Source organism: Serratia sp. MF1(2023) (assembly GCF_030954545.1).
GTDB lineage: Bacteria > Pseudomonadota > Gammaproteobacteria > Enterobacterales > Enterobacteriaceae > Serratia > Serratia sarumanii.
The window spans coordinates 77,233-100,402 of sequence record NZ_JAVHUX010000012.1 but is presented as its reverse complement, the minus strand read 5'-3'; the positions used below and the strand labels follow the sequence as shown (position 1 = coordinate 100,402).

Genomic DNA, 23,170 nt, shown 5'->3' with positions numbered 1-23,170 from the left:
CCCCCGCAGTGTCTTTAGCCTTCACAGCGCCACACGGTGGCCGTCTCTTCCGCCAGCTGCAGGCGCAGCCCGCCTGCCGTTTCGCTCAACTCTCCCCGCCCTTCCACACGCCGCCACGGGCCGCGCGCCAACAGCGGGTTGTACGGCAGCTGCGCCTGGCCGCTGCCGTCGCGCTGCAGCGCCACCAACACCTTCTCCTGCTGATACAGGCGCACGAACACCAGCGTTTCCCCGCTGGCGTACAGCACCTGACAACCGCCGCGGCGCAATGCCACGCTCTGTTTACGCAGCGCCGCCATGCGCTGGAACAGCGCCAGCAGCGGCCGGTCCCAGTCGCCGACGTCCCACGGGAACGGCTTGCGGCAGAACGGATCGTTGCCACCGTCCAGACCAATCTCATCGCCGTAATAGAGGCAAGGCACGCCGATCCAGCTCAGCAACCACACCGCCGCCATCTGCATGCGCGCCACGTTCCCCTGCAACAGCGTGAGAAAACGCGCGGTATCGTGGCTGTCCAGTTGGTTGAACTGGATCAGCTGTCGGCCATGCGGCAGCCCTGCGCGGTAGCCGTCCATCCACTGCGCGCACCCGGCGGCGTCCAGCCGCACCGGGTGATAGGCCACGTCCAGCCCCGCCAAAAATGCCCGCACCGGCAGCGCGAAGCCCATGTAGTTCATCGCCGCATCCTCCACGCCGGCGTGCAGCCAACGGCGCGCGTCGCCGAAGTGCTCGCCCAATACGTAGGCCTGCGGATTCTCCTGCTTCACCGCCTGATAGATGCCAGCCAGGTGGTACAGGTTGCCGGTGGCGCCGCCGTTCTCCCCCAGCATGTGCACCACGTCCAGTCGCCAACCGTCGATGCTGTACGGCGGGCGCAGCCAGTGGCGCACCACGCTGCCTTCCCCGCGATAGATCGCTTCCGCCACCTGCGGCTCGGCAAAGTTGAGCTTCGGCAGGCTGGCGTTGCCCTTCCAGTCGAGCGCGCGGCCGTCCGGGTAAAAGTTGAACCAGCCGCGATACGGCGAATCGGGGTGGTGACAGGCGCCGTTTTCGCCCTGACGATGGCGGTCGAACCACGGATGCGAGTCGCCGGTGTGATTGAATACCCCGTCCAGCACCAGTTTCATGCCCACCTTGTGAGTGCTCACTCGCAAACGCTGCAGCGCCGCGTTGCCGCCGAAGTGCGGATCGACCTGGTAATAGTCCTCGGTATCGTACTTATGCACGCTCGGTGCGGTAAAAATCGGGTTCAGGTACAGCGCCGTCACCCCCAGCTGCTGCAAATACGGCAGTTTGGCGCCGATGCCGTCCAGATCGCCGCCGTAAAAGGTCGAGGCGGCGTGGCGATCCTCCAGCGGGTGCTGCCAGTCGCGCCGAATCACCTCGGCGCCGGCCGCGTGATGGCGGTAGCTGCCGCTCTGGATGCCGTGCTCGCCGCCGCTGCTGGCGAAGCGATCGGGGAAAATCTGGTAGAACAGCTGATCCGCCACCCACTCGGGGCCGTTGTCAGGTTCGTCGACGGCGAACTGCGCCAGCTGCCCCGGCGGCGTTGGCGACCAGCCCTGCGGCCCGAACCACTGCTGGCGATCGGCCCACAGCAGCTTGAAGCAGTAACGCCGCGTCGGCTCGCCCTCATTCAGCGTCAGGCTGGCCTGGTAGCGCCGCATCCCCTCGTGGCGCTGCGCTTTCATCGCCAGCAGCCACTCTTCGTTGTCCGGTTCGGCGCGCAAAAACACCCGTTCCGGCAGTTCATCCCCCTGTAACCACAGCGTGATATCCAAACGTTGCCCTTGCTTCACCACAAAAGGCGGGACCGGTTGATGCCAGGCGTTAAGCATACTGTTCTCCTGCTGTACCAAACGAAATCGACGGCGTTCTTCAAGAAGCGAACAATGCCACGTTAAGTGCAACTCCCCCTCCTCTCTGGCCGCAAAACCCGGGGATGAGCCGGGGGGCGGAGACCGAAAAATAACGCTAACCCGATGTAAAAAAAGGTAAACAGGCACAAATCCTGCACGTTACCCCTTAGGCTAACGCGTTTTAAGTTTACAGGATATTTTTTGCGCATTTTTTAAGGAGCGGTAATGCAACAACAGATAACGCGCTGGCTGGAACAATTTGGTTTGGAATTCGGCGGAGTGATGTCGCTGTTGATGGTATTGGGGTTGATTGTCCTGATCTCGGTCGCGATCCACCTGGTGCTGCACCGGGTGGTGCTGGCCGCCCTTCAGCGCCGCGGCCAGCAATCGCAGCGCGTCTGGCAACAGGCCATCACCCAATACAAACTGTTCCAGCGCGTGGCGCTGCTGCTGCAAGGGGTGATCATCAGCATCCAGGCGACGCTGTGGTTACAGAGCGGCAGCCAGACCCAGGCGGTGATCGTCACCGCCGCACAGGTGTGGATCCTCGCCTTCACCCTGCTGTCGCTGTTCTCGCTGCTGGATACGCTGCTGGCGCTGCTGCGCCAAAGCCCGATCTCCAATCAGCTGCCGCTGCGCGGCATTTTCCAGGGCCTGAAACTGGTGGCGGCGATCCTGATCGGCATCATGATCGTCTCGCTGCTGATGGGCAAATCGCCGCTGCTGCTGCTCAGCGGCCTGGGCGCCATGACCGCAGTTCTGATGTTGGTGTTCAAGGATCCGATCCTCGGCCTGGTGGCCGGCATCCAGCTCTCCGCCAACGATATGCTGAAGATCGGCGACTGGCTGGAAATGCCGAAATACGGCGCCGACGGCGCGGTCACCGACATCGGCCTGACCACGGTCAAAGTGCGTAACTGGGACAACACCGTCACCACCATTCCCACCTACGCGCTGATCTCCGACTCGTTCAAAAACTGGCGGTCGATGTCGGAATCCGGCGGGCGCCGCATCAAGCGCAGCCTGAATATCGACACCGGCAGCGTGCACTTCCTGTCGCAAGAGGAACAGCGCCGCCTGCAGCGCAACCCGCTGCTGCACAGCTACCTGAACGATAAAACCCAGGAGCTGAGCCGGCACAATCAGGAGATTGCCATCGATCTGGCCTCGCCGCTCAACGGCCGCCGCCTGACCAACCTCGGCACGCTGCGCGCCTATCTGGAAGCCTACCTGCGCGCTCACCCGCGCATTCACCAGAACATGACGCTGATGGTGCGCCAGCTGGCGCCGACGCCGGAAGGCCTGCCGCTGGAAATCTACGCCTTCACCAACACCACGGTCTGGGCGGAGTATGAAAGCATTCAGGCGGATATTTTCGATCATATTCTGGCGGTGATCGACGAGTTCGGCCTGCGCGTGCATCAAACGCCAACCGGCAATGACCTGCGCGGCATGCTGCTACAAAACGCCAACGCTTCCTGACGTCGGCTGACGTAACTGTGTCTGCTGGTAATGATGTTCTTTCAATTGCCAGCAGATATCTCCATCCCCTTCTTTTCCCCGGTGAAAACGGCGTTAATGCGCCATCATCTTCACCACCGAGAGGGAAAGCCCTTGCTGAAACGCTTACGTCACCGGCTGTTTACCCTGATGGCCACCCTGCTGTTTATCGGCTGCCTGCACAGCGCTTCGCTGGACGAAAGCCGCATGCCCCGCAACCTGCAACCTTCGCTGAGCGCCCTGAGCAGCAATATGCAAGACATTCGCGAGGTGCTGGCGCGCTGTGCCGGCGAGGAAGAGGAGGAACGCCTTAACGGCGGCGACGTGCGTATCGAAGCGCGCGCCGCCGGGGAGGATGAAGCGGAAGACAAACGCCCGGCATAATAGGTTAAAAAACGCCCCATCTTGTTGCGCCATACGCAACACCTGGCTATGATGCGTATAGCGCAACACTCATGGAGCCGTCAGGATGATAAGAAGCTTCAAGCATAAGGGACTCAAAAAGTTTTTCGAAACCGGTTCAACGGCGGGTATCGACGCCAAGCAGGCGAAGAAAATCGCGCTGCGGCTGAGCGTGCTGGATCTGGCGAAAGTGATTGATGACGTAGATCTGCCCGGCTTCTTCTTGCACCCGCTAACGGGCGCTCGCAGCGGGCAATGGTCCGTCACCGTAACCGGCAACTGGCGTATCACGTTTGAACTGGTCGAGGGTGATGTTTATATCGTGAATTATGAGGACCATCACTAATGAACCGCATGCATAATCCCCCTCATCCTGGCGAGTTGATCAAAGAAACCATGGAAACGCTGAATCTCAGCGCGCGTGCGCTGGCTAAAGCGCTGGACGTCGCGCCCTCCACGGTTCAACGCCTGATCAGCGGAAAGTCCGATATCTCGCCGGAAATGGCCATCCGCCTGTCCATCGTGATAGGCAGTTCCGAACAGGTTTGGATGGGCATGCAGGATGCTTACGATCTGTGGCAGGCCAGGCAGTGCATCGACGTTTCCAAACTGCGCAAGCTGGACTTCGCTTGACGCCTGCTCCTAAAAAAACACCGGCCTTAGCCGGTGTTTTTCCATTTAGTCTTGCTGCGTCGCCAACGGTGCGCGTTTTTTCTGATGGTTGACCTTGAACCAGTACCCCGCCAGCAGCAATACCACCCAAACCAGGCCGGCGTACAGCGAGACGCGCGTGGTCGGGAAATAGCCGATCAGGCCGATGATGAACACCAGGAACACGATCGCCACCACCGAGGTGAACACCCCGCCGCGCAGCGGGAACGCCAGCTGCTTCACCTGTTCTTTGCTCAGGCTGCGGCGGAAGGCGATTTGGGAGAACAGGATCATGATCCACACCCACACGGTGGCGAAGGTCGCCAGGGAGGCGATCACCAGGAACACGCTCTCCGGCATGATGTAGTTGAGGTATACCGCCAGCAGCAGCGCCAGCATCATCACCACCACCGTCACCCAGGGAATGCCGCGCTTCGACACCTTGCTGAACATCTTCGGCGCATGGCCCTGCTCGGCCATGCCGTGCAGCATGCGGCCGACGCCGAACACGTCGCTGTTGATCGCCGACAGCGAAGCGGTGATCACCACGAAGTTGAGGATACCTGCCGCCACGGTGATGCCCATATGCTGGAAGGTCAGCACGAACGGGCTGCCGTTGGTGCCCACCTGATTCCACGGGTAGATAGACATGATGACGAACAGCGTGCCGACGTAGAACACCAGAATGCGCCACGGCACCGAGTTGATGGCCTTCGGAATCGATTTTTTCGGATCTTTGGCTTCGCCGGCGGTGATGCCGATGATTTCAATGCCGCCGTAAGCGAACATCACCAGCTGCAGCGACAGGATCATGCCGATAAAGCCGTTGCTGAAGAAGCCGCCGTTCGACCACAGGTTATGAATGCCGGTCGGTTGCCCGCCGTTACCGATGCCCCAGATGATGATGCCGATGCCGGCCGCGATCATGATGATGATGGTGGCGACCTTGAAGAACGAGAACCAGAACTCCAGCTCACCGAACACCTTGACGCTCATCAGGTTGATGGCGCCGATGATCAGCACCACGCTCAGCACCCAGATCCAGTGCGGCACTTCCGGGAACCAGACCCCCATATAGATGCCGAAGGCGGTCACGTCGGCGATGGCGACGATCAGGATTTCAAAGCAGTAGGTCCAGCCGGTGATGTAACCCGCCATCGGGCCGAGGTAGTCCTGCGCATAGCGGGAAAACGAGCTGGCCTGCGGGTTGTTGACCGACATCTCCCCCAGGGCGCGCATGATGATAAAGGCCACGATGCCGCCGATCAGGTAAGCCAGCAGCACGCTCGGGCCGGCCATTTTGATGGCGTCCGCCGAGCCGTAGAACAACCCGGTGCCGATGGCCGATCCCAGTGCCATAAAGCGGATATGACGCGTACTGAGGCCGCGTTTCAGCTTATTGTCGGGGGCAGTGGTGGGTGACTGTTGTTGCATGAAAATGACCCATAGTTTTAAACGTAAAAAAGCCACGGACATGTCCGTGGCCCTGGATTAAGCCGGGGGATTATCAGTGCGCGGTCACTTGGGAACGCGTGCACACCCGATCATAAATCGCGACCAGCACCAGCATCAGCAGCGAAGGCGGCAACCATGCCAACCCCTGCTCCGCCAGCGGCAGGTGAGTGGTCCAGGCCGGCAGCAGCTGCTGGAAACTGGAGGCTTTCACCGCGTCAAGGATACCAAACAACAGGCTGACAAGCATCACCGGCGCGATGATGCGCGGCGCGCTGTGCCACCAACGCAGGGTGAAGCTCAGCACCACCAGCACGATGCACGGCGGGTAAATCGCGGTCAGCACCGGAATGGAGATCTGGATCAGGTGGCTCAGGCCGAGGTTGGACACCACCATCGAGAACAGACCCAGGATAAACACCAGCGTCTTGTACGAGAACGGCAGGTATTGCGCGAAGAACTCGGCGCAGGCGCAGGTCAGGCCTACCGCGGTCACCATACAGGCGATGAAGATCAGCGCCGCCAGGAAGAAGCTGCCCAGGCCGCCGAAGGTGTTCTGAACGTAAGCGTGCAGGATCACCGCGCCGTTGGTGGCGTCCGGCACCAGCGCGCCGCTACCGGAGCCCAGCTTGAACAGGCTCAGGTAAACCAGCGTCAGGCCCACGCCGGCGATCAAACCGGCCAGAATGGTGTAGCGGGTTAACAGACCGGCGTCTTTCACGCCGCGCGAGCGCGCCGCGTTGACGATAACGATGCCGAATACCAGCGCGCCCAGCGTATCCATGGTCAGGTAGCCGTTAACGAAGCCGGAAGAGAAAGGCACGCTCTGGTAAGCCGCCGTCGCCGGAATCGGCGCGCCGGCAGGCCACAGCAGCGCGGCGATGCCCAGTACGCCTAACGCCACAATCTTCAGCGGCGCCAGCACATGGCCGACGGTGTCGAGCAGGCGGCCCGGATACAGGGAGATGCCGATCACCAGCGCGAAGTACACCAGGCTGTAGATGAACAGCGGCATGGCGCCGTCGCCGGTCAGCGGGGCGATGCCCACTTCAAAGGACACGGTGGCGGTGCGCGGCGTGGCGAACAGCGGGCCGACGGCCAGGTAGCAGACGGTCGCCAGCAGCAGGCCGGCGCCGCGGCCGATCGGCGAACTGAGGGCATCGATGCCGCCGCCGACGCGCGCCAGCGCGATGACGGTGATGACCGGCAGACCGACGGCGGTGATCAGGAAGCCCAGCGCCGCGATCCAGACGTGTTCACCGGACTGCAAGCCGACCATCGGCGGGAAGATGATGTTCCCAGCCCCAACGAATAAGGCAAAGGTCATGAAGCCCAGTGCCAGGATATCTTTTGACGTTAAACGATGACTCATACGATGTCGTGTTGCCTGTTCAAATGAAAAAAATTGTCCGATAGCGTGGTGGCGTGACGCCCCACCGGTTGCCGGCATGCCCGATCGTCGCAGCGCCAAATAAGCATCCTAAACGCAGTCGATCCGGCGTTTATGTCCCTATTCGAAAGTGGCCGCTCATGAAGATGGGCAAAATTTTAGGAGTTATAAAAATGGAGGTTTAATCCGACAACGAGGGCTAAGGTAAACGTTTATAGCGCTTCAAGGCAAGACGCACGGCGAAAAGCAGAGCTATCGACCATATAAACTTTAGCCACCAGTCGATCATATTGGCTATCAATAAATATACACTACATGATTTGTATCATTTTTGAACAATGGATTCACGAAACGTGAAACATATACCGCTTTACCGCGCGAAAACGCCAATAAATGCCCGGTTTTCGCGTGGTATAAGCTCCGTTTGGCCGTTAAAAAAGGCGAAAATTACGCCGCTTTTTGTCGCTTATTGCACCGTGGCCGCCGCGAGCGGCTGCAGCCCGAGCGCCTGGCGGGTCCTCTGCAGGGCGGCCGGCGGCAGCGGCAGATAGCCGTCGTGATTGACCAGGTTCTGCCCTGCGTTCGACAGCACGCGATCGAGGAACGCGGCGGTCAGCGGCTCCAGCGGTTGATTGGGGGCTTTGTTGATGTAGATATAGAGATAGCGCGACAGCGGGTAGCGATCGTTGCGCACGTTGGCGGCGGTAGGCGCGACATAGTCCTCTCCCGATTCCGCCAACGGCAGCAGCCGCACGCCGCTGGCGCGAAAACCGATGCTGGCGTAGCCGATGCCGTTGAGCGAACCGGCCACCGCCTGCACCACCGAGGCCGAACCGGGCAGCTCATTGACGCGCGGCATAAAATCGCCGCCGCACAGCGCGCGCAGTTTGAAATAGCCGTAGGTGCCGGACGCCGAGTTGCGGCCGAAGCGCTGCAGCGAGCGCGTCGCCCAGTCGCCGCTCAGCCCCAGCTCGCCCCAACGCGTCAGCGGCTTGCTTTCACCGCAGCGCCGGGTGGCGGAGAAAATGCGATCGAGCTGCTGCAGATTGAGGCCGCGCAGCGGGTTATCCTGATGCACCAACACCACCAGTGCGTCCACCGCCACCGGCACCGCCAGCGGCGCATAGCCGTAACGGTGTTCGAACGCCGAAACCTCGGCCGCCTTCATCGGCCGGCTCATCGGGCCCAGCTGCGCGGCGCCCGCCGCCAACGCGGTCGGCGCGGTCGACGAGCCGGCGGCCTGGATCTGCAGGTTAACGTTGGGGTAATGCCGGCTGAAATCCTGCGCCCACAGCGCCATCAGATTCGCCAAAGTATCGGAACCGACGCTGGACAGGTTGCCCGCCAGCATGCCGTCGGGCTGCGCCAGCGCGCCGCGTCCGGCCAGCAACGCCAGGCAAAGCAACAGCCCTCGGGTTATTCGGGTCATACCGGTGTCTCGCGTTAATTTTTCACCGCATTCTCTGATAAAGCGGCGGGAACAATCAACCGGTTGGGTAAGGTAAAGATAAAGCGGGTGCCGATCCCCGGCTCGCTGAGGATCTCCAGCCGCGCGTCGTGATGGCTGAGCGCATGTTTGACGATCGCCAGCCCCAGCCCGCTGCCGCCGGTCTGGCGCGAACGGGCCTTGTCGACGCGGTAAAAACGCTCGGTCAGGCGCGGCAGGTGTTCGGCGGCGATGCCCGGCCCGTTGTCGCTGACCTGGAACTGCGCGCCGTGCGCCGTCTGCTGCCAGCTCACTTCGATATGGGTGCCCTTCGGCGTGTGGTTGACCGCGTTGTACACCAGGTTAGACACCGCGCTGCGCAACTGGTCTTCATTGCCGAACACGTTGAGCTGTTCGTTCACCCGGAAAGTGATCTCGTGATTGCCGCCGCTCAGCGATTGCGCCTCGCGCTGCAACACCCGCAGCATCAGCGGGATATCCACCCGCTCGTTCATGTCGACATTGGGCGCCGCCTCGATGCGCGACAGCGTCAGCAGCTGCTTGACCAGCCCGTCCATCCGGCGGGTCTGCTCCTGCATGGTGCCGAGCGCCTTGCTGCGCAGCGAACCGTCCTGCTCTTCGTCGCCCATCATCTCCAGATAGCCCTGCAGCACCGTCAGCGGCGTGCGCAGCTCATGGCTGACGTTGGCGAAGAAGTTGCGCCGCGCCCCCTCCAGCTGGCGCATCTGGGTGACGTCGCGCGCCACCATCAGCAACTGCCCTTCGGAATAGGGCATCACGCGGAATTCGACGTAGTGTTCGTTGTTCAGCTGCAGCGTCAGCGGGCGCGAGAACTCCTGCTGTTGCAGATAATGGCTGAATTCCGGATAACGCAGCAGGTTGAGGATGTGCTGGCCGTTGTCCTCCGGCCAGCGGAAGCCGAGCAGATGCTGCGCCAGCCCGTTGCACCAGAAGATGTTGCCTTCAACGGTGGTCATCACCACCGCGTCAGGCAGCGATTCGGCCCCGCTGCGAAAGCGCTTGATCAACAGCGCCAGCTCGCGCCGGCGGCGGCGATTGCGCTGCTGCATCTGATACAGGCCATAGAACAACGGCTCCCAACTCCAGCGGCCGGGCGGCGGCGTCATGCTGCGGTCGATCCACAGCCAATGGGAGAGTTTGAGCTGGTTGTAGAAATTCCACACCAGCGCGGCCAGCGCGGAGGCCAGCAGGAACCAGGGCAGATAACCGAAAATCAGCCCCAGCAGTAAGGCGGGCAAACAGAAAAGAGCCAGCTCCAGAGCCAGCCTCTTCCACGACAGACGTTCTAACACGGCATATTCTCCAGCGCAGCGCGATCAGTAGCGCGTTGAGAACCGGTAGCCGGTGCCCCGAACGGTTTGAACCATTTTATCATGCCCACTGGTTTCTAATGCCTTGCGGAGCCGACGGATATGCACGTCAACGGTACGGTCTTCCACATAAACGTTAGTGCCCCAGACGTGATTAAGCAACTGCTCACGGCTATAAACCCGCTCCGGGTGGGTCATAAAGAAGTGCAGCAGCTTGAACTCGGTCGGCCCCATGTCCAGCGCCTGATCGTTCGCCATCACGCGGTGGGAGGACGGATCCAGGCTCAGCCCTTGCATTTCAATCACCTCTTCCACCGCCATCGGTGAAATGCGGCGCATGACCGCTTTGATGCGCGCCACCAGCTCCTTGGGCGAGAACGGCTTGGTGATGTAATCATCCGCCCCCACTTCCAGGCCGCGCACCCGGTCTTCTTCTTCGCCGCGCGCGGTCAGCATCATCACCGGAATATCGCGCGTCAGCGCTTCGCGCTTCATATGTTTGATAAACTGAATGCCGGAACCGCCGGGCAACATCCAGTCGAGCAACACCAAATCAGGGAACGGCTCAGACAGGCGCGTCACGGCGCTGTCATAATCCTCGGCTTCCAACGGTTGGTAACCATTCTGTTCCAACACAAAGCACACCATCTCACGGATCGGCGCTTCGTCTTCCACCACCAGTATGCGTCTTGCCATCGTCAATCCTGCCAATGTGTTAGCGACTTTGCGGGCGCCATTATGCGTCAGTTTTGTGACACTTTTATGAAAAAAAGCGGCTGTTATAGGCAGTAAGCATAGCGATTATTTCCCACCGCAAAGAAAAATCATCCGGTTGTCATCATCATTGCGCCGGGACAGCCGCCGCCGCGGCCTTTATAATCATCGCCATTACCTTTGCATCCGGGAGTGTCATGCGCCTGATCCACACCTCTGACTGGCACCTTGGCCAGTACTTTTTCACCAAAAGCCGCGCCGCCGAGCACCAGGCTTTTCTGAACTGGCTGATCGAGCAGATCGAGCAGCAGCAGGTGGATGCGCTGATCGTCGCCGGGGATCTGTTCGATACCGGTTCGCCGCCCAGCTACGCCCGCGAGCTGTACAACCGCTTCGTGGTGGAGCTGCAGCGCACCGGCTGTCAGCTGGTGGTGCTGGGCGGCAACCACGACTCGGTGGCGACGCTGAACGAATCGCGTGAGCTGCTCTCCTGCCTGAACACCACGGTGATCGCGAGCGCGCAAAGCGCCCCCGAACAGCAGATTGTGGTGCTGAACCGGCGCGACGGCCAGCCGGGCGCCGTGCTGTGCGCCATCCCGTTCCTGCGGCCGCGCGATCTGCTCACCAGCCGCGCCGGCGAATCCGGCGCGCAAAAACAGCAAGCGCTGCAGGAAGCCATCGCCGAACATTACCAGGTGCTGTATCAGGCGGCCTGCGAACGCCGCGATCGGCTGGGCCTGCCGCTGCCGATCGTCGCCACCGGCCACCTGACCACCGTCGGCGTCACCACCTCCGACTCGGTGCGCGACATCTATATCGGCACCCTCGACGCCTTCCCGGCGCAGGCCTTCCCGCCCGCCGACTATATCGCGCTGGGCCACATTCACCGCGCGCAGAACGTCGCCAAATCAGAGCATATTCGCTATAGCGGCTCACCGATTCCGCTCAGCTTCGATGAACTGGGCAAAGCCAAAAGCGTCTTCCAGGTCGATTTCGCCGGCGGCGCCCTGCAGCAGGTAGAAGCGTTAGCGATCCCGCAGTTCCAGCCCATGCAGCTGATCAAAGGCGATCTGGCCGAGATCGAACGGCAGCTGCAGCAATTTGCCGACTATGCCGGCGAGCTGCCGGTGTGGCTGGATATCGAAGTGGCGACGCAGGACTACCTCAGCGATATCCAGCGCCGCATCCAGCTGATGGCGGATGAGCTGCCGGTGGAAGTGGTGCTGCTGCGGCGCAGTAAAGAGCAGCGCCGCCAGGCGATCGCGCAGCAGGATAAGGAAACGCTCAACGAACTGAGCGTCAACGAGGTGTTCGAACGGCGCCTGGCGCAGGAGGCCGACATGCCAGAAGCGCGCCAACGGCGGATGCACCAACTGTTCCGCCAGGTGGTCGAGGCGGTGCAGCACAATCCTGAGGAAACCAATCCATGAAGATCCTCAGCCTGCGGTTAAAAAACCTCAACTCGCTGCAGGGCGAGTGGAAAATTGACTTCACCGCCGAGCCGTTCGCCAGCAACGGCCTGTTCGCCATTACCGGCCCGACCGGCGCGGGCAAAACCACCCTGCTGGACGCCATCTGCCTGGCGCTGTACCACCAGACGCCGCGTCTCAACGTCACGCCGAGCCAGAATGAGCTGATGACCCGCCACACCGCCGAATCGCTGGCGGAGGTCGAATTCGAGGTCAAGGGCGTCGGCTATCGCGCCTTCTGGAGCCAGCGCCGCGCCAAAAACGCGCCGGACGGCAATCTGCAGGCACCGAAGGTGGAACTGGCGCGCCGCGAGGACGGCAAGATCCTGGCGGACAAGGTGCGCGACAAGCTGGAGATCACCGCCGCCATCACCGGGCTGGACTTCGGCCGCTTCACCAAATCGATGATGCTGTCTCAGGGGCAGTTCGCCGCGTTCCTCAACGCCGACGCCAACGATCGCGCCGAACTGTTGGAAGAGCTGACCGGCACCGAAATCTACGGGCGGTTGTCCGAACAGGTGTTCGAATCGCACAAGCAGGCCAAAACCGTCCTGGATGGGTTGCACCAGCGCGCCAGCGGCATCGAGCTGCTGAACGATGAACAGCGCCACTCCCTGACTGAACAGCTGACGGCGCTGAGCGCGCAGGAAAGCGCCCTCGGTAAGCAAACTCAGCAACAGCAACAGGCGCTGAGCTGGCTGCAGCAATGGCAACGCCTCCAGCAACAGCAAAACGAGGGTCAACGGCGGCTGGAAACCGCCCAGCGCGAGCAGACGGAGGCCGCCCCGCAGCTGCAGCGGCTGGCGCTCAGCGAACCGGCCGAGAAATTGCGGCCGCTGCGCGGTGAACGCGATCGCTGCCGCGCCGAGCTGCAGACGATACAACAGCAGGCAGCCCAGCTGACGCAGCAACAGGAACAGCACTCGGCGCAGCTGGCGCCACTGCAGCAGGCGGTGGAAAAGGCCCGTCTGGCGCAGCAAGCCCATGCCGAGCATATGCGGCAGCAGCAACAGCTGATCGATGACCAGGTCGCCCCGCTCGACCACCAAATAGCCCAACTGCAGTCGACGCAGGCCGAGCGGCGACAGGCCGGCGATGCCGCCGCGCAGCAGTGTGCCAAACAGCAAACCACGCTGGAGCAGCTCACCGCCGAGCGCAGCCAGCTGACGGCGCAGGCCGCACAGCATCAGCAGCGGTTGAACGCGCTGACCGAAGCGCTGGCCGTTCAGCAGCAACAGCAGCAGGCGCTGGCGGCGCAAACGCCGCTGGCCCCGCTGCGCCAGCGCCTGAGCGCCCTGGCGGATCTGCGCCCGACGCGCCAGCAGTTATTTACGCTCGCCTCTTTATCGCAACAAGTTGTTAAACGGCTGGAACAGCAGCGGCAAGAGCTAAACATCGGTCAAAATGAACTGACCCAGTTGGAGCCACAGTTAGAGCTCATCCGTCAGCAATTTAAGCAGCAGAAAGCCCACCAGGCCGATGTTGAAAAAACCTATGCGCTGGAACAACGGATCGTGGGTCTGGAAGCCGAGCGCGCCCGTTTGCAACCCGGCGCCCCCTGCCCGCTGTGCGGCTCATGCGATCACCCGGCGGTAGAACAATACCAAGAGGTAAAACTGTCAGAAACTGCGCAACGTCTGGAGCAAATGAAAGTCCAGACCGAAGCATTGCAAAAACAAGGCGTCGAGCTGCGAGCCCGTTACGACAACCTGCAACAGCAATTGCAACGCCAACAGCAGGCTATCGCGCAGGATGAGCAGCAGTTGGCTGCCCAACAGCAGCAGTGGCAGCAGCTCAGCGCGCCGCTGGCATTCGACTTTACGTTGGCCGAGGGCGAGCGCCTCAGCGCCTGGCTGAGCGGCTGCGACGACGAAGAGCGGCGCGGGCAGCACGCGCTGCAGCAGCATGAACAGGCGGCGCAGGCGGTACAGCAGGCAAAAGACGCGCTCGCCGCTCTGCAAACGCAGCAGCAGCAGGCGCAGCAACGGCTGGCGCTGCTCGAAGAGCGCTTTACGCTGCTGCAGAAAACCCATGCCGACAGCCTGCAACAGCAGCAAGACCTGCAACAACGCTGGCAAGAAGGCGAGAAGACCCTCGCCGAACGGCGCGCGCAGCGGCTGGCGCTGTTCGGCGAACAGCAGGTCGCCGAGGTGCGCGAACAGCTGCGCGCCAAACAAACCGCCTGTGAGCAGGCCAGCTTGCAGGCCGCCGAGCAGTGGCAAAAAGCGCAGGAACTGCGCGAGCGCCTGGCCGGCCAGCAGGCCGGATTGCAACAACAGCACACCCAAATGCAGGAACGGCTGCAGCAGGCGCAGCAGCTGTGGCAGCAGGCGCTGGCCGACAGCGAATTCGCCGATGAAACCGCCTTCGCCGCTGCGCTGCTGGACGACGCCCTGCGCCGCGAATTGCAGCAGCGCAAAGAGCAACTGCAACAGCGGCAGGTGGAGGCCGCCGCCCTGCTGACGCAGGCGACGCAAACGCTGGAGCAGCATCGGCAAAGCCGCCCAGAAGGGGTGGATGAAGCCAACGCGGATCTCGACGCACTCACCCAATCGCTGGCCGAGCTGGCACAGCAGTTGAAAACGTTGCAGCTGCGCCAGGGTGAACTGCGCAACCAGTTGGAAAGCGACGCCGCCCGCCGCCTCAATCAACAGGCGCTGTTCGAGCAAATCGCCCGCAGCCAGCAAGACTACGACGACTGGAGCTACCTCAACCAGCTGATCGGCTCGAAAGAAGGCGACAAGTTCCGCCGCTTCGCTCAGGGGCTGACGCTCGATCATCTGGTTTATCTGGCCAACCAGCAACTCGGCCGGCTGCACGGGCGCTACCTGCTGCAGCGCAAAACCAGCGACGCGCTGGAGCTGCAGGTGGTGGACACCTGGCAGGCCGACGCGCTGCGCGATACCCGCACCCTGTCCGGCGGCGAGAGCTTCCTGGTCAGCCTGGCGCTGGCGCTGGCGTTGTCCGATCTGGTCAGCCACAAAACCAGCATCGACTCGCTGTTCCTCGACGAAGGCTTCGGCACGCTGGACGCCGAAACCCTCGATACCGCGCTGGACGCGCTGGACAGCCTGAACGCCTCCGGCAAAACCATTGGCGTGATCAGCCACGTCGAGGCGATGAAAGAGCGTATTCCGGTGCAGATCAAGGTGAAAAAGGTCAACGGACTCGGCGTCAGCCGGCTGGGGGCGCACTTCAGGCTGGAGTGATCCCGCCGCGCGCGGCGCAGAAGTGTGACCGCGGCGGCACTCCGCGGTGAAAAGCGTTGAGCCGCGGCGAGCACGGGTTATTATGCAGGCATAACAGGATTGTTACTGTATCCCCTCCGCCGCTCAGGCCGCAGGACAGAAACATAAAATACAGGCAAAACCTGACGCCCGGGATCGCTTCCGGGCGTCAGGTTTTTTCGTTTTCAGGATGCTGAAACACCGGGAAAGACCATGAAAATCGCTAAAATACTCAATAATAACGTGGTGATTACGCTGGACGACCGTCAGGAAGAGACGGTGGTAATGGGAAAAGGAATCGGCTTTAAAAAGAAGCCCGGCGACACGCTGGACGAAAGCCTGATCGAAAAGGTGTTCACCCATAACGGCGGTGAAATCGCCGAGCGCTATAAAGAGCTGCTCTCCGAGATCCCGCTGGCCTGCGTCACCACCGCCGACCGGATTATTACCCTCGCCCGCGAACGGCTGCCGGGCAAGTTGCATAACATCGTCTACATCACGCTGACCGACCACATCCATTTCGCTCTGCAGCGCCATGCGGAAGGGTTGGATATCAAAAATGCGTTGCTGTGGGAGATTAAAAAGCTCTATCAGGCCGAGTTCGCCGTCGGGCTGGAGGCGCTGGCCTTGATCGCCGAGCGGCTGAATACCGCGCTGCCGGAAGACGAGGCCGGATTTATCGCCCTGCACCTGGTCAACGCCCAGCTTAACGACGAGATGCACAACACGCTGCACATCACCCGCGTAATGCAAGAGATCCTCAACCTGGTCAAATACCACTTCCGCTTTGATTACAACGAGGAAGCCCTGAGCTACCATCGTTTCGTCACCCATTTGAAATTCTTTGCCCAGCGCCTGCTGGGGAAAAACTACGTCGACAGCGACGACGACTCGCTGTATCAGGTGGTGAAAGAGAAATACCGTGAGTCATTCGCCTGCGCCGGCAAGATCAACCGCCACATCGAAAAGCACTATCAGCACCAGCTCACCACGGAAGAGATGATGTTCCTGACCATTCATATCGAACGGGTGCGCAGCGAAAGCGAGGAGAAACCGGCTTAACGGCGGGCATCCGCCACCCGCACGCCGTACTGCGGAAACACCGCGTCGGCGGAGATCAGCGTCAGCCCCTCGGCCTGCGCCTGTGCGATCAGCATGCGATCGAAAGGATCCTGATGATAGGGCGGCAGCTGCCCGGCCTGTTGGCAATGAAAGGCGTCCATCGGCAGCGCCAGAAAATCTTCGGCCTCGATGATCGCAAAGATGTCTTCCGGCAGCGCCAGCTTGCCCAGCGCCTGCTTGATCGAGATCTCCCAAATGCTGGCCGCGCTGACGTACACCGCATTGCCCGGATCGGCGATCTGCCTTTTGGCGTTCGCGCCCAGGCAGGCGTCATCAATCAGCCACCACAGCAACGCGTGGGTATCCAGCAGCAGGCGCTTCATGCATCGCCCTCAAACAGCGCCGCAATGGCCGCATCCCCCGCGTTGAAATCCACCGGCACGGTAAACTTGCCCTTGGCGGCGCCGGGCCGGCGCGCTTCGCCCTGGATGGCGACCAGCTGTACGTACGGCTTCCCTGCTTTTGCAATAATCACGGTTTCTCCCTCCGCGGCTCTGTCCGCCAGCTGGCTCAGATTGGATTTGGCTTCGTGCATATTGGCCTGAATCGGCATACGCGTCCTCCTTAGCTAAGTTAGCTAAAGCATAAAGCGCCGTCCAGTTTTTGTACAGGGAATGGTTTAAAGCGCGAGCAGCCTCGCGCTTTGCTGCAACGCTTAGCGCTGCTGTTGCGGCCATAACCAGGCCGCGCCGCGTACGCCGCTGGAGTCGCCGTGCACCGCTTTGCGGATCGGCGTTTCACACTCGCCGCCGAACACCCAATCTTTCACCCGCTGCGGCACCGTGCGGTACAGGCGATCCACGTTGCTCATGCCGCCGCCGAGCACCACCACGTCCGGATCCAGAATGTTGATCACGTGCGCCAACGCTTTCGCCAGCCGCATTTCGTAGCGCACGATCGCCTGCTCCGCCAGCGCATCGCCCCGCTCGCTCAGCGCCATGATTTCGTGCCCTTGCAGCGCGTTGCCGCCCAGGCGCGCATAGTCGGTGGCGAAACCGGTGCCGGAAATAAAGGTTTCGATGCAGCCCGGTTTGCCGCAGTAGCACGGCACTTCGCGGGCGTAGCGCAGCTCATCGTCATCCTGCCACGGCAGCGGATTGTGGCCCCACTCGCCGGCGATGCCGTTGCCGCCGGAATGCGCCTGCCCATTCAGCGCCACGCCGGCGCCGCAGCCGGTGCCGACAATGACCGCAAACACGGTTTGCGCGCCGGCGCCTGCGCCGTCGGTGGCTTCCGACACCGCCAGGCAGTTGGCGTCGTTGGCGATACGCACCTCGCGCGCCAACAGCGCTGAGAGATCCTTGTCCAGCGGTTGGCCGTTGAGCCATACCGAGTTGGCGTTTTTCACCCGCCCGGTAAACGGCGACAGCGTGCCGGGAATGCCGATCCCGACCGATCCCCGCTCGCCGGTATGATCTTCCGCCAGTTTCACCAGCCCGACGATCGCCGCCAGGGTTTGCCCATAGTCATGGCGCGGCGTGGCGATGCGATGGCGAAACAGCTCCCGGCCGTCGTCCGCCAACGCAATCACTTCAATTTTGTCCCGCCCAAATCGATGCCAATGCGCATGTATTTTTCTCCTCGATGCCGCGCAGCGTTGCCACAGCCTAATGTAAGTACGCGGATGAATCACCTGTTTCCCTCTCCCCCGCCCGGCCTTTTCCGCTGCGGTCGGCGACGCAATTCGGAGAGAATGGGGCGATTTTTCAGCGTCAATTCGTTATCATGCCGCCCTGCTTTTGACGAATCAGCGTGCCGAGCGCACGCCCAGCCAGGGATAACATTATGCTGTGGTTTAAGAATTTGATGGTTTACCGTTTGAGCCGCGAAGTGGCGTTAAACGCGGATGAAATGGAAAAACAACTCAGCGCGTTCGCCTTCACGCCGTGCGGCAGCCAGGACATGGCCAAGACCGGCTGGGTCTCCCCGATGGGCTCGCACAGCGATGCGCTGACGCACGCGGTCAACGGCCAAATCGTCATCTGCGCGCGCAAGGAAGAGAAAATCCTGCCGTCGCCGGTCATCAAGCAAGAGCTGCAGGCCAAAATTGAGCGCCTGGAGGCGGAACAACATCGCAAACTGAAGAAAACCGAGAAAGACGCGCTGAAGGACGAAGTGCTGCACAGCCTGCTGCCGCGCGCCTTCAGCCGCTTCAACCAAACCTTCATGTGGATCGATACCGTCAACGATCTGATCATGGTCGATGCCGCCAGCGCCAAACGCGCCGAAGATACGCTGGCGCTGCTGCGCAAAAGCCTCGGCTCGCTGCCGGTGGTGCCGCTGACCATGGAAAGCCCGATCGAACTGACGCTGACCGAATGGGTGCGTTCCGGCGAGATGCCGGCTGGTTTCGCCATTCAGGATGAAGCGGAACTGAAAGCGATTCTGGAAGAAGGCGGCGTGATCCGCTGCAAGAAACAGAATCTGATCAGCGACGAAATCGCGGTGCATATCGAAGCCGGCAAGCTGGTGACCAAGCTGGCGGTGGATTGGCAGGAGCGCATTCAGCTGATGCTGTCGGACGACGGCTCGCTCAAGCGCCTGAAGTTCGCCGACACGCTGCGCGAGCAGAACGACGATATCGATCGCGACGACTTCGCCCAGCGCTTTGACGCCGACTTTATCCTGATGACCAGCGAGCTGGCGGCGTTGATCAAAAACACCATCGAAGCGCTCGGCGGCGAAGCCCAGCGTTAATCCCGCCGCAGAAATGACCAGGGCCCAGCATCCGCTGAGCCCTGCGTTTCCCTAACGAACAAAATTTATTTGCTCAGGTAGCGGCACAGATAGGCGGTCGCGTCGGCCACCTGCAGGTTGAACTCGCTGTGCCCCGGCACGAAGAACTTCTCGCCCGGCGTAAACACCTGCCAGTCCGGCGCCCCCGGCAGCAGCACTTTCAGCGCCCCGGTGATCACCGTCATTTCTTCCGGCTGCGCGGTGGAGAAGGTGTATTCCCCCTCTTCCATCACGCCCACGCTGGTAAGACCGATGCTGCTACTGTCAAAACCGATAGACTTCACTTTTCCGGCAAAATACTCATTCACTTTCAGCATAGACTGGCACCCGCGTAATCATCTTGATGGAAAATCCATATTGGGGGATTGCGGTTGATCTGTCACTGGTTTTTCGCGCGAAATGCGATCGCGGCGCAGAGGAAAACGCCGCCGGGCCTCTCTACGGCAGTCAGGGCTGCTGAAACCCGGGGATACCCGCGAGCGCAAAGCGCCCGAGGCCGCGCCGGGCGGTGATTTATGGCTATTTGAATCAGCCGATTAACTCTGCGGCCAGCTTGGCGACCAGAACGTTCGACAGCAGCACCGGCACCGACAGACGCGCCTGCAAAAAAGCGCGGTGGCGCTGGTGATAACCGATGCAATCGAGCACCACCACCTCCGCCCCCTGCCGCAGCAGTGCGCAAGCCGCCTGCTCCAGCGCGGCGTCATCCGCCAGATAAGGACTGGCGACGGCATAGCTCGGCGGCGTCGCCAGCTGCCGCCATTTGCGCGCCTGCTGCCCAACCTGTTCCGCCACCGGCACCACGATGCCGACGCGGTGTTCGCCGACGATCGCGGAGATCAACGGCGGGATGATGCGATCCGGCTCCAGCAACAGCGCCTGCTCCGCCTGCAATCGGCCGAATTCGCCGGTGCACAGCAGCAGAATCACCTGGCATCCCGCCGCCTCCAACTCGCGGATCTTCTGCTGCAACCCGCTTTCGACGCGAGCGGCACAGAGCGTCACCTGCGTGCCGTCCAACAGGCGCGACACCAGCAGCTTATCGCCCCGTTGCGGCGCATAACGCTCGGCGATCTGCCCGGCATCCAGGCCGTCCAGCAAACCGACGTGCCTCACCCGCTCCGCCGGCAGATAAGCAGACAGCAGCGGCATGATATCGCTGCGTGGCGCCTGACCGATGGTCAGCGTGGCGAATGAAGCCGTCATGGGGCTATCTCCTTTTTTGCAGGTGACTCAGACTGCCGTACAGCGCCAGCAGCTGGCCATATTCGGCGGCATCGTAGAACCGGCAGGTGCCGCGGCCGAATTCTTTGGCGACTTCCACCGCGAATTTGACCGCCAGCGCGATATCCGTTTCGTGGCTGGCGCCGGTGCCGCAGCCCGGCACCACCGATTCGCTGCAGATCGCCACGCCGACTACCGGCGCCGCAGTAGCGGTCGAGGGCTGCAGGATGCTGTTGAGGTGATGCACGCCGTTGCCGTAAGGGGTGATGTCCTGCGTGGTGATCGGGAAGGTCACCGCCGGGCGGCCGCTGGTCATCTCCATGATGCGCAGCAGATCTTCCGCCACCCGCAGGATGTAGCCCTCTTTCACCGTCGGCGATAGCGCATAGCCTTTGTGGTTGATGATGCGGTTGCCTTTGGTGGTATCGATCGACAGGATGGCGTCAGCCTCCGGCACCACTTCATTATCGTTCATCGTCACGTCATCGATCGGCGAATCCATAAAATCGACCGGATCGTGCGGCCGGGTCGGTGCGTTCGGGCAAATATGGGTGGTGACGATCACATCCCCCGGCAGCGTATCGCCCTTGCGCTGCATCTCCGCCAGCTTCAGCGCGGCGGCAATGGCGGCGATCGCGCCGTCGCCGTCGGACACCAGCCCGATACGCGTCGGCCGCGCGCCGATGCCGCCCAGGCGGCCGATAATGCCCAGCGTCGGCGCCGCACCGCCAGCGAATTTGCCTGCGCTGCCGGGGATCTCGATGCGCACAAAATCGGTGCCGCCCTTCGGCCCCTCGGCGCGCAGGGTGCTGGCGCGGATCGCCGGGTAAGGCGCAAACAGATCGACGACGTCCTGGCCGCTGACGAATGCGCTATCAATCAATTCAAAAACCTGCAGCGTTTGTTGCAAACTCATGGTCGTTTTACCTCACCAATGTCATCGGCAGGGGCTATTTGCCCTTGCTGGAAAAAATCGAGCTGAAGAAGTTGTAGAGCGCGTCGCCGGCGATAAATCCGGCCGCCATGATCTCCATCGGCGTGCGGCCGCGATCGCCCCAACGGCGCAGGATCGCCACGCGCAGCGCGATGCCCACCAGCACCGCCCACCCAGCCAAAGCGTTGTTGATCAGCAGGCCGGTTGCCAGCAGCACGCCGAGCTGGCGCTTGGGGCCGCCGATCAGCTGCACCACGGCACCGGGGATCGCCCAGATCAAAAGGCTCCAGGCGATGCCCGGCTGCGCACCGGCCTCGATGGTCTTGGCGTAAACGCGCGCGACCGGCGGGATCAGGTCCTGCAGGAAATAGCTGTGATAAGAGAGGTAAACCACCGGAATGGCGATGAGGAAGGCGATCAGCGCCGCAAACAGTTGAATGCGGCGCCCCAGCAGCTCCTGCCGCAGATCCTCGCCGTAGCCGCGCAGGATGAAGCCGGCTTTCAAGTCAAAGCCCATGTCGGCGAAGGCCGGCCCGGTGGCGGCGGTAAAGCCGGTCAGGATGCACAGCGCCAGCGGTGGGAAACCGATCAGGATACCGACGATCAGGGTGATCAACGCCACCGCGAACGCCGGAAACCAGCCGGAGTGCATGGCGGCGATACCGACGATCAGCTCATGAACGAAAGCGGCGAACGCCGCGTAAATCACGAACAGCGCCAGCATCGGCAGCGACATCTCGCTAAACAGCCCGCCGACCAGAGCCAAAAACGCGGCGATGGCGATGTAGCCGACCGCCCCCAGGCCGAGCGCTTTGCTTACCGCGCTGTCCGGTTGGGTATAACCGGCGCTATCGGCGCGGCGGCTGCGGATCACCTGCGCGACCTGGATCAGCGCCACCAGGCCGGCGCCGACCATCACGCCGTGCGGAATAAAATGGGCATTGATATCGAAACCGGCCACCGGCTCGGCGTAGGCCCGCAGCAATAGCCCGACGCCGAACATGCTCAGCGCCCAGATATTGCCGATAAAGGCGGTGCCGAAGGCCGCCATGGGGATCTTGAGCATTGATCCGGCGATGCCCACCCCTACGCCCACCACCAAAAGCCAGGCCTGCTTGCCGCCGCGATCGCCGGCTTTAATCGCCTCCGCGGCGGCGACGCCCGGCGGCCAGGCATTGGCGGCGGGGAACACTTTGGTATCGAACAGACGATAAAGCAGATAGGCGTCGAGCAGCATCGCCGCCGCCACGCCGCAGAACATCGGCAGAATAAGCTGCGGTTGCCCCATCACGTAAGGCACCGCAATCGGCATCAGCAGACAGTTGGCCGCGCCGAAGGTGGCGGAGGAGATCACCGTCTGCGCCAGGTTCTGGGTGTGCACCGAGCGGTAGCGTTGAAACATTTGCAGCGGAATGCGTGCCAGCAGCATGGCGATCAGCGCACCGATGATCGAGGTGTTGGGCGTCACGCCCAGCGTAGTGATCAGCTGAACGCCGATGATCGCCCCCACCACCGAAAGCAGCGCCATGACCAACAGCGTGCCGGCCTCTTTTAGCGGATTATTTGATTTCATACTTGGTATCCCTGAATATTTCCTGCCGCATGCCGGAAATAACGCCCGACGATAGTTCGCCGCGGCAGTTCCATTATTTGGAACTGCCGGCGTCATAACGTGATTATTTTTTTATTTAGCCCGTCTGTTTCTCACCAAT

Annotated in this window: 20 protein-coding genes and 1 pseudogene; 8 read left to right on the top strand and 13 right to left on the bottom strand. The window is 61.7% G+C overall.

The window, feature by feature from the left end; all coding sequences use genetic code 11:
* Positions 1 to 14 precede the first annotated feature (14 nt).
* Complete coding sequence (gene malZ / locus REA38_RS07235) at positions 15 to 1,838, bottom strand: maltodextrin glucosidase (RefSeq protein WP_308885501.1); 1,824 nt, start codon at positions 1,836 to 1,838, stop codon at positions 15 to 17.
* Positions 1,839 to 2,084: 246 nt separating this feature from the next.
* Here malZ and REA38_RS07230 point away from each other — a divergent pair, with 246 nt between their 5' ends.
* The 4 genes from REA38_RS07230 (at position 2,085) to REA38_RS07215 (ending at position 4,394) form a co-directional block, all read left to right on the top strand.
* On the top strand, positions 2,085 to 3,341 hold the full coding sequence (locus REA38_RS07230) for a mechanosensitive ion channel family protein (RefSeq protein ID WP_039566999.1): 1,257 nt from the start codon (positions 2,085 to 2,087) through the stop codon (positions 3,339 to 3,341).
* A 132-nt stretch (positions 3,342 to 3,473) separates the two neighbouring features.
* Positions 3,474 to 3,743, top strand: coding sequence for a hypothetical protein (locus REA38_RS07225; protein WP_033637289.1), 270 nt, complete (start codon positions 3,474 to 3,476; stop codon positions 3,741 to 3,743).
* A gap of 85 nt (positions 3,744 to 3,828) precedes the next feature.
* Positions 3,829 to 4,107, top strand: a complete 279-nt coding sequence (locus REA38_RS07220; protein ID WP_308885499.1) for a type II toxin-antitoxin system RelE/ParE family toxin — start codon at positions 3,829 to 3,831, stop codon at positions 4,105 to 4,107.
* Positions 4,107 to 4,394, top strand: a complete 288-nt coding sequence (locus tag REA38_RS07215; protein ID WP_033653280.1) for a HigA family addiction module antitoxin — start codon at positions 4,107 to 4,109, stop codon at positions 4,392 to 4,394. Before REA38_RS07220 ends, REA38_RS07215 begins: the two co-directional genes overlap by 1 nt.
* A gap of 45 nt (positions 4,395 to 4,439) precedes the next feature.
* Here REA38_RS07215 and proY read toward each other — a convergent pair whose 3' ends face one another.
* The 5 genes from proY to phoB all read right to left on the bottom strand — a co-directional run bounded on the left by proY (position 4,440) and on the right by phoB (position 10,728).
* Complete coding sequence (proY, locus tag REA38_RS07210) at positions 4,440 to 5,846, bottom strand: proline-specific permease ProY (RefSeq protein ID WP_019454218.1); 1,407 nt, start codon at positions 5,844 to 5,846, stop codon at positions 4,440 to 4,442.
* 73 nt (positions 5,847 to 5,919) lie between these two features.
* Entirely contained in the window at positions 5,920 to 7,236 is a 1,317-nt protein-coding gene (gene brnQ / locus REA38_RS07205; RefSeq protein WP_033653282.1) for a branched-chain amino acid transport system II carrier protein, read from the bottom strand.
* A gap of 484 nt (positions 7,237 to 7,720) precedes the next feature.
* Positions 7,721 to 8,683, bottom strand: coding sequence for a phosphate ABC transporter substrate-binding protein PstS family protein (locus REA38_RS07200; RefSeq protein WP_308885496.1), 963 nt, complete (start codon positions 8,681 to 8,683; stop codon positions 7,721 to 7,723).
* A 14-nt stretch (positions 8,684 to 8,697) separates the two neighbouring features.
* Complete coding sequence (gene phoR / locus REA38_RS07195) at positions 8,698 to 10,014, bottom strand: phosphate regulon sensor histidine kinase PhoR (RefSeq protein WP_025301740.1); 1,317 nt, start codon at positions 10,012 to 10,014, stop codon at positions 8,698 to 8,700.
* A 24-nt stretch (positions 10,015 to 10,038) separates the two neighbouring features.
* A complete protein-coding gene (phoB, locus tag REA38_RS07190; RefSeq protein WP_004940438.1) occupies positions 10,039 to 10,728 on the bottom strand; it encodes a phosphate response regulator transcription factor PhoB in 690 nt (229 codons plus the stop codon).
* Positions 10,729 to 10,943: 215 nt separating this feature from the next.
* Here phoB and sbcD point away from each other — a divergent pair, with 215 nt between their 5' ends.
* From sbcD to licT, 3 genes are all read left to right on the top strand, one after another.
* Positions 10,944 to 12,176 (top strand): exonuclease subunit SbcD, encoded by a 1,233-nt coding sequence (gene sbcD / locus REA38_RS07185; RefSeq protein WP_308885494.1) that lies wholly within the window; start codon positions 10,944 to 10,946, stop codon positions 12,174 to 12,176.
* Positions 12,173 to 15,424 (top strand): exonuclease subunit SbcC, encoded by a 3,252-nt coding sequence (sbcC, locus tag REA38_RS07180; RefSeq protein WP_308885492.1) that lies wholly within the window; start codon positions 12,173 to 12,175, stop codon positions 15,422 to 15,424. Before sbcD ends, sbcC begins: the two co-directional genes overlap by 4 nt.
* 231 nt (positions 15,425 to 15,655) lie before the next feature.
* A complete protein-coding gene (gene licT / locus REA38_RS07175; protein WP_041033609.1) occupies positions 15,656 to 16,504 on the top strand; it encodes a BglG family transcription antiterminator LicT in 849 nt (282 codons plus the stop codon).
* Here licT and REA38_RS07170 read toward each other — a convergent pair.
* The 3 genes and pseudogenes from REA38_RS07170 to mak form a co-directional block, all read right to left on the bottom strand.
* Entirely contained in the window at positions 16,501 to 16,887 is a 387-nt protein-coding gene (locus REA38_RS07170) for a type II toxin-antitoxin system VapC family toxin (protein WP_033637281.1), read from the bottom strand. The two genes, licT and REA38_RS07170, sit on opposite strands and share 4 nt — an antisense overlap.
* Entirely contained in the window at positions 16,884 to 17,117 is a 234-nt protein-coding gene (locus REA38_RS07165; protein ID WP_060429530.1) for a type II toxin-antitoxin system Phd/YefM family antitoxin, read from the bottom strand. The genes REA38_RS07170 and REA38_RS07165 overlap by 4 nt, the downstream gene beginning before the upstream one ends.
* A 102-nt stretch (positions 17,118 to 17,219) precedes the next feature.
* A pseudogene (gene mak, locus REA38_RS07160) lies at positions 17,220 to 18,133 on the bottom strand (fructokinase).
* A gap of 216 nt (positions 18,134 to 18,349) precedes the next feature.
* Here mak and rdgC point away from each other — a divergent pair.
* Positions 18,350 to 19,261 (top strand): recombination-associated protein RdgC, encoded by a 912-nt coding sequence (gene rdgC, locus REA38_RS07155; RefSeq protein ID WP_004940461.1) that lies wholly within the window; start codon positions 18,350 to 18,352, stop codon positions 19,259 to 19,261.
* A 65-nt stretch (positions 19,262 to 19,326) separates the two neighbouring features.
* Here rdgC and ppnP read toward each other — a convergent pair whose 3' ends face one another.
* The 4 genes from ppnP to REA38_RS07135 form a co-directional block, all read right to left on the bottom strand.
* A complete protein-coding gene (ppnP, locus tag REA38_RS07150; protein WP_004940463.1) occupies positions 19,327 to 19,617 on the bottom strand; it encodes a pyrimidine/purine nucleoside phosphorylase in 291 nt (96 codons plus the stop codon).
* A 211-nt stretch (positions 19,618 to 19,828) separates the two neighbouring features.
* On the bottom strand, positions 19,829 to 20,506 hold the full coding sequence (locus tag REA38_RS07145) for an AroM family protein (protein ID WP_039567007.1): 678 nt from the start codon (positions 20,504 to 20,506) through the stop codon (positions 19,829 to 19,831).
* A gap of 4 nt (positions 20,507 to 20,510) precedes the next feature.
* Positions 20,511 to 21,440, bottom strand: a complete 930-nt coding sequence (locus REA38_RS07140; protein ID WP_033647333.1) for a DUF1177 domain-containing protein — start codon at positions 21,438 to 21,440, stop codon at positions 20,511 to 20,513.
* Positions 21,441 to 21,474: 34 nt separating this feature from the next.
* Entirely contained in the window at positions 21,475 to 23,031 is a 1,557-nt protein-coding gene (locus tag REA38_RS07135; protein ID WP_060420419.1) for an OPT/YSL family transporter, read from the bottom strand.
* Positions 23,032 to 23,170: the final 139 nt, after the last annotated feature.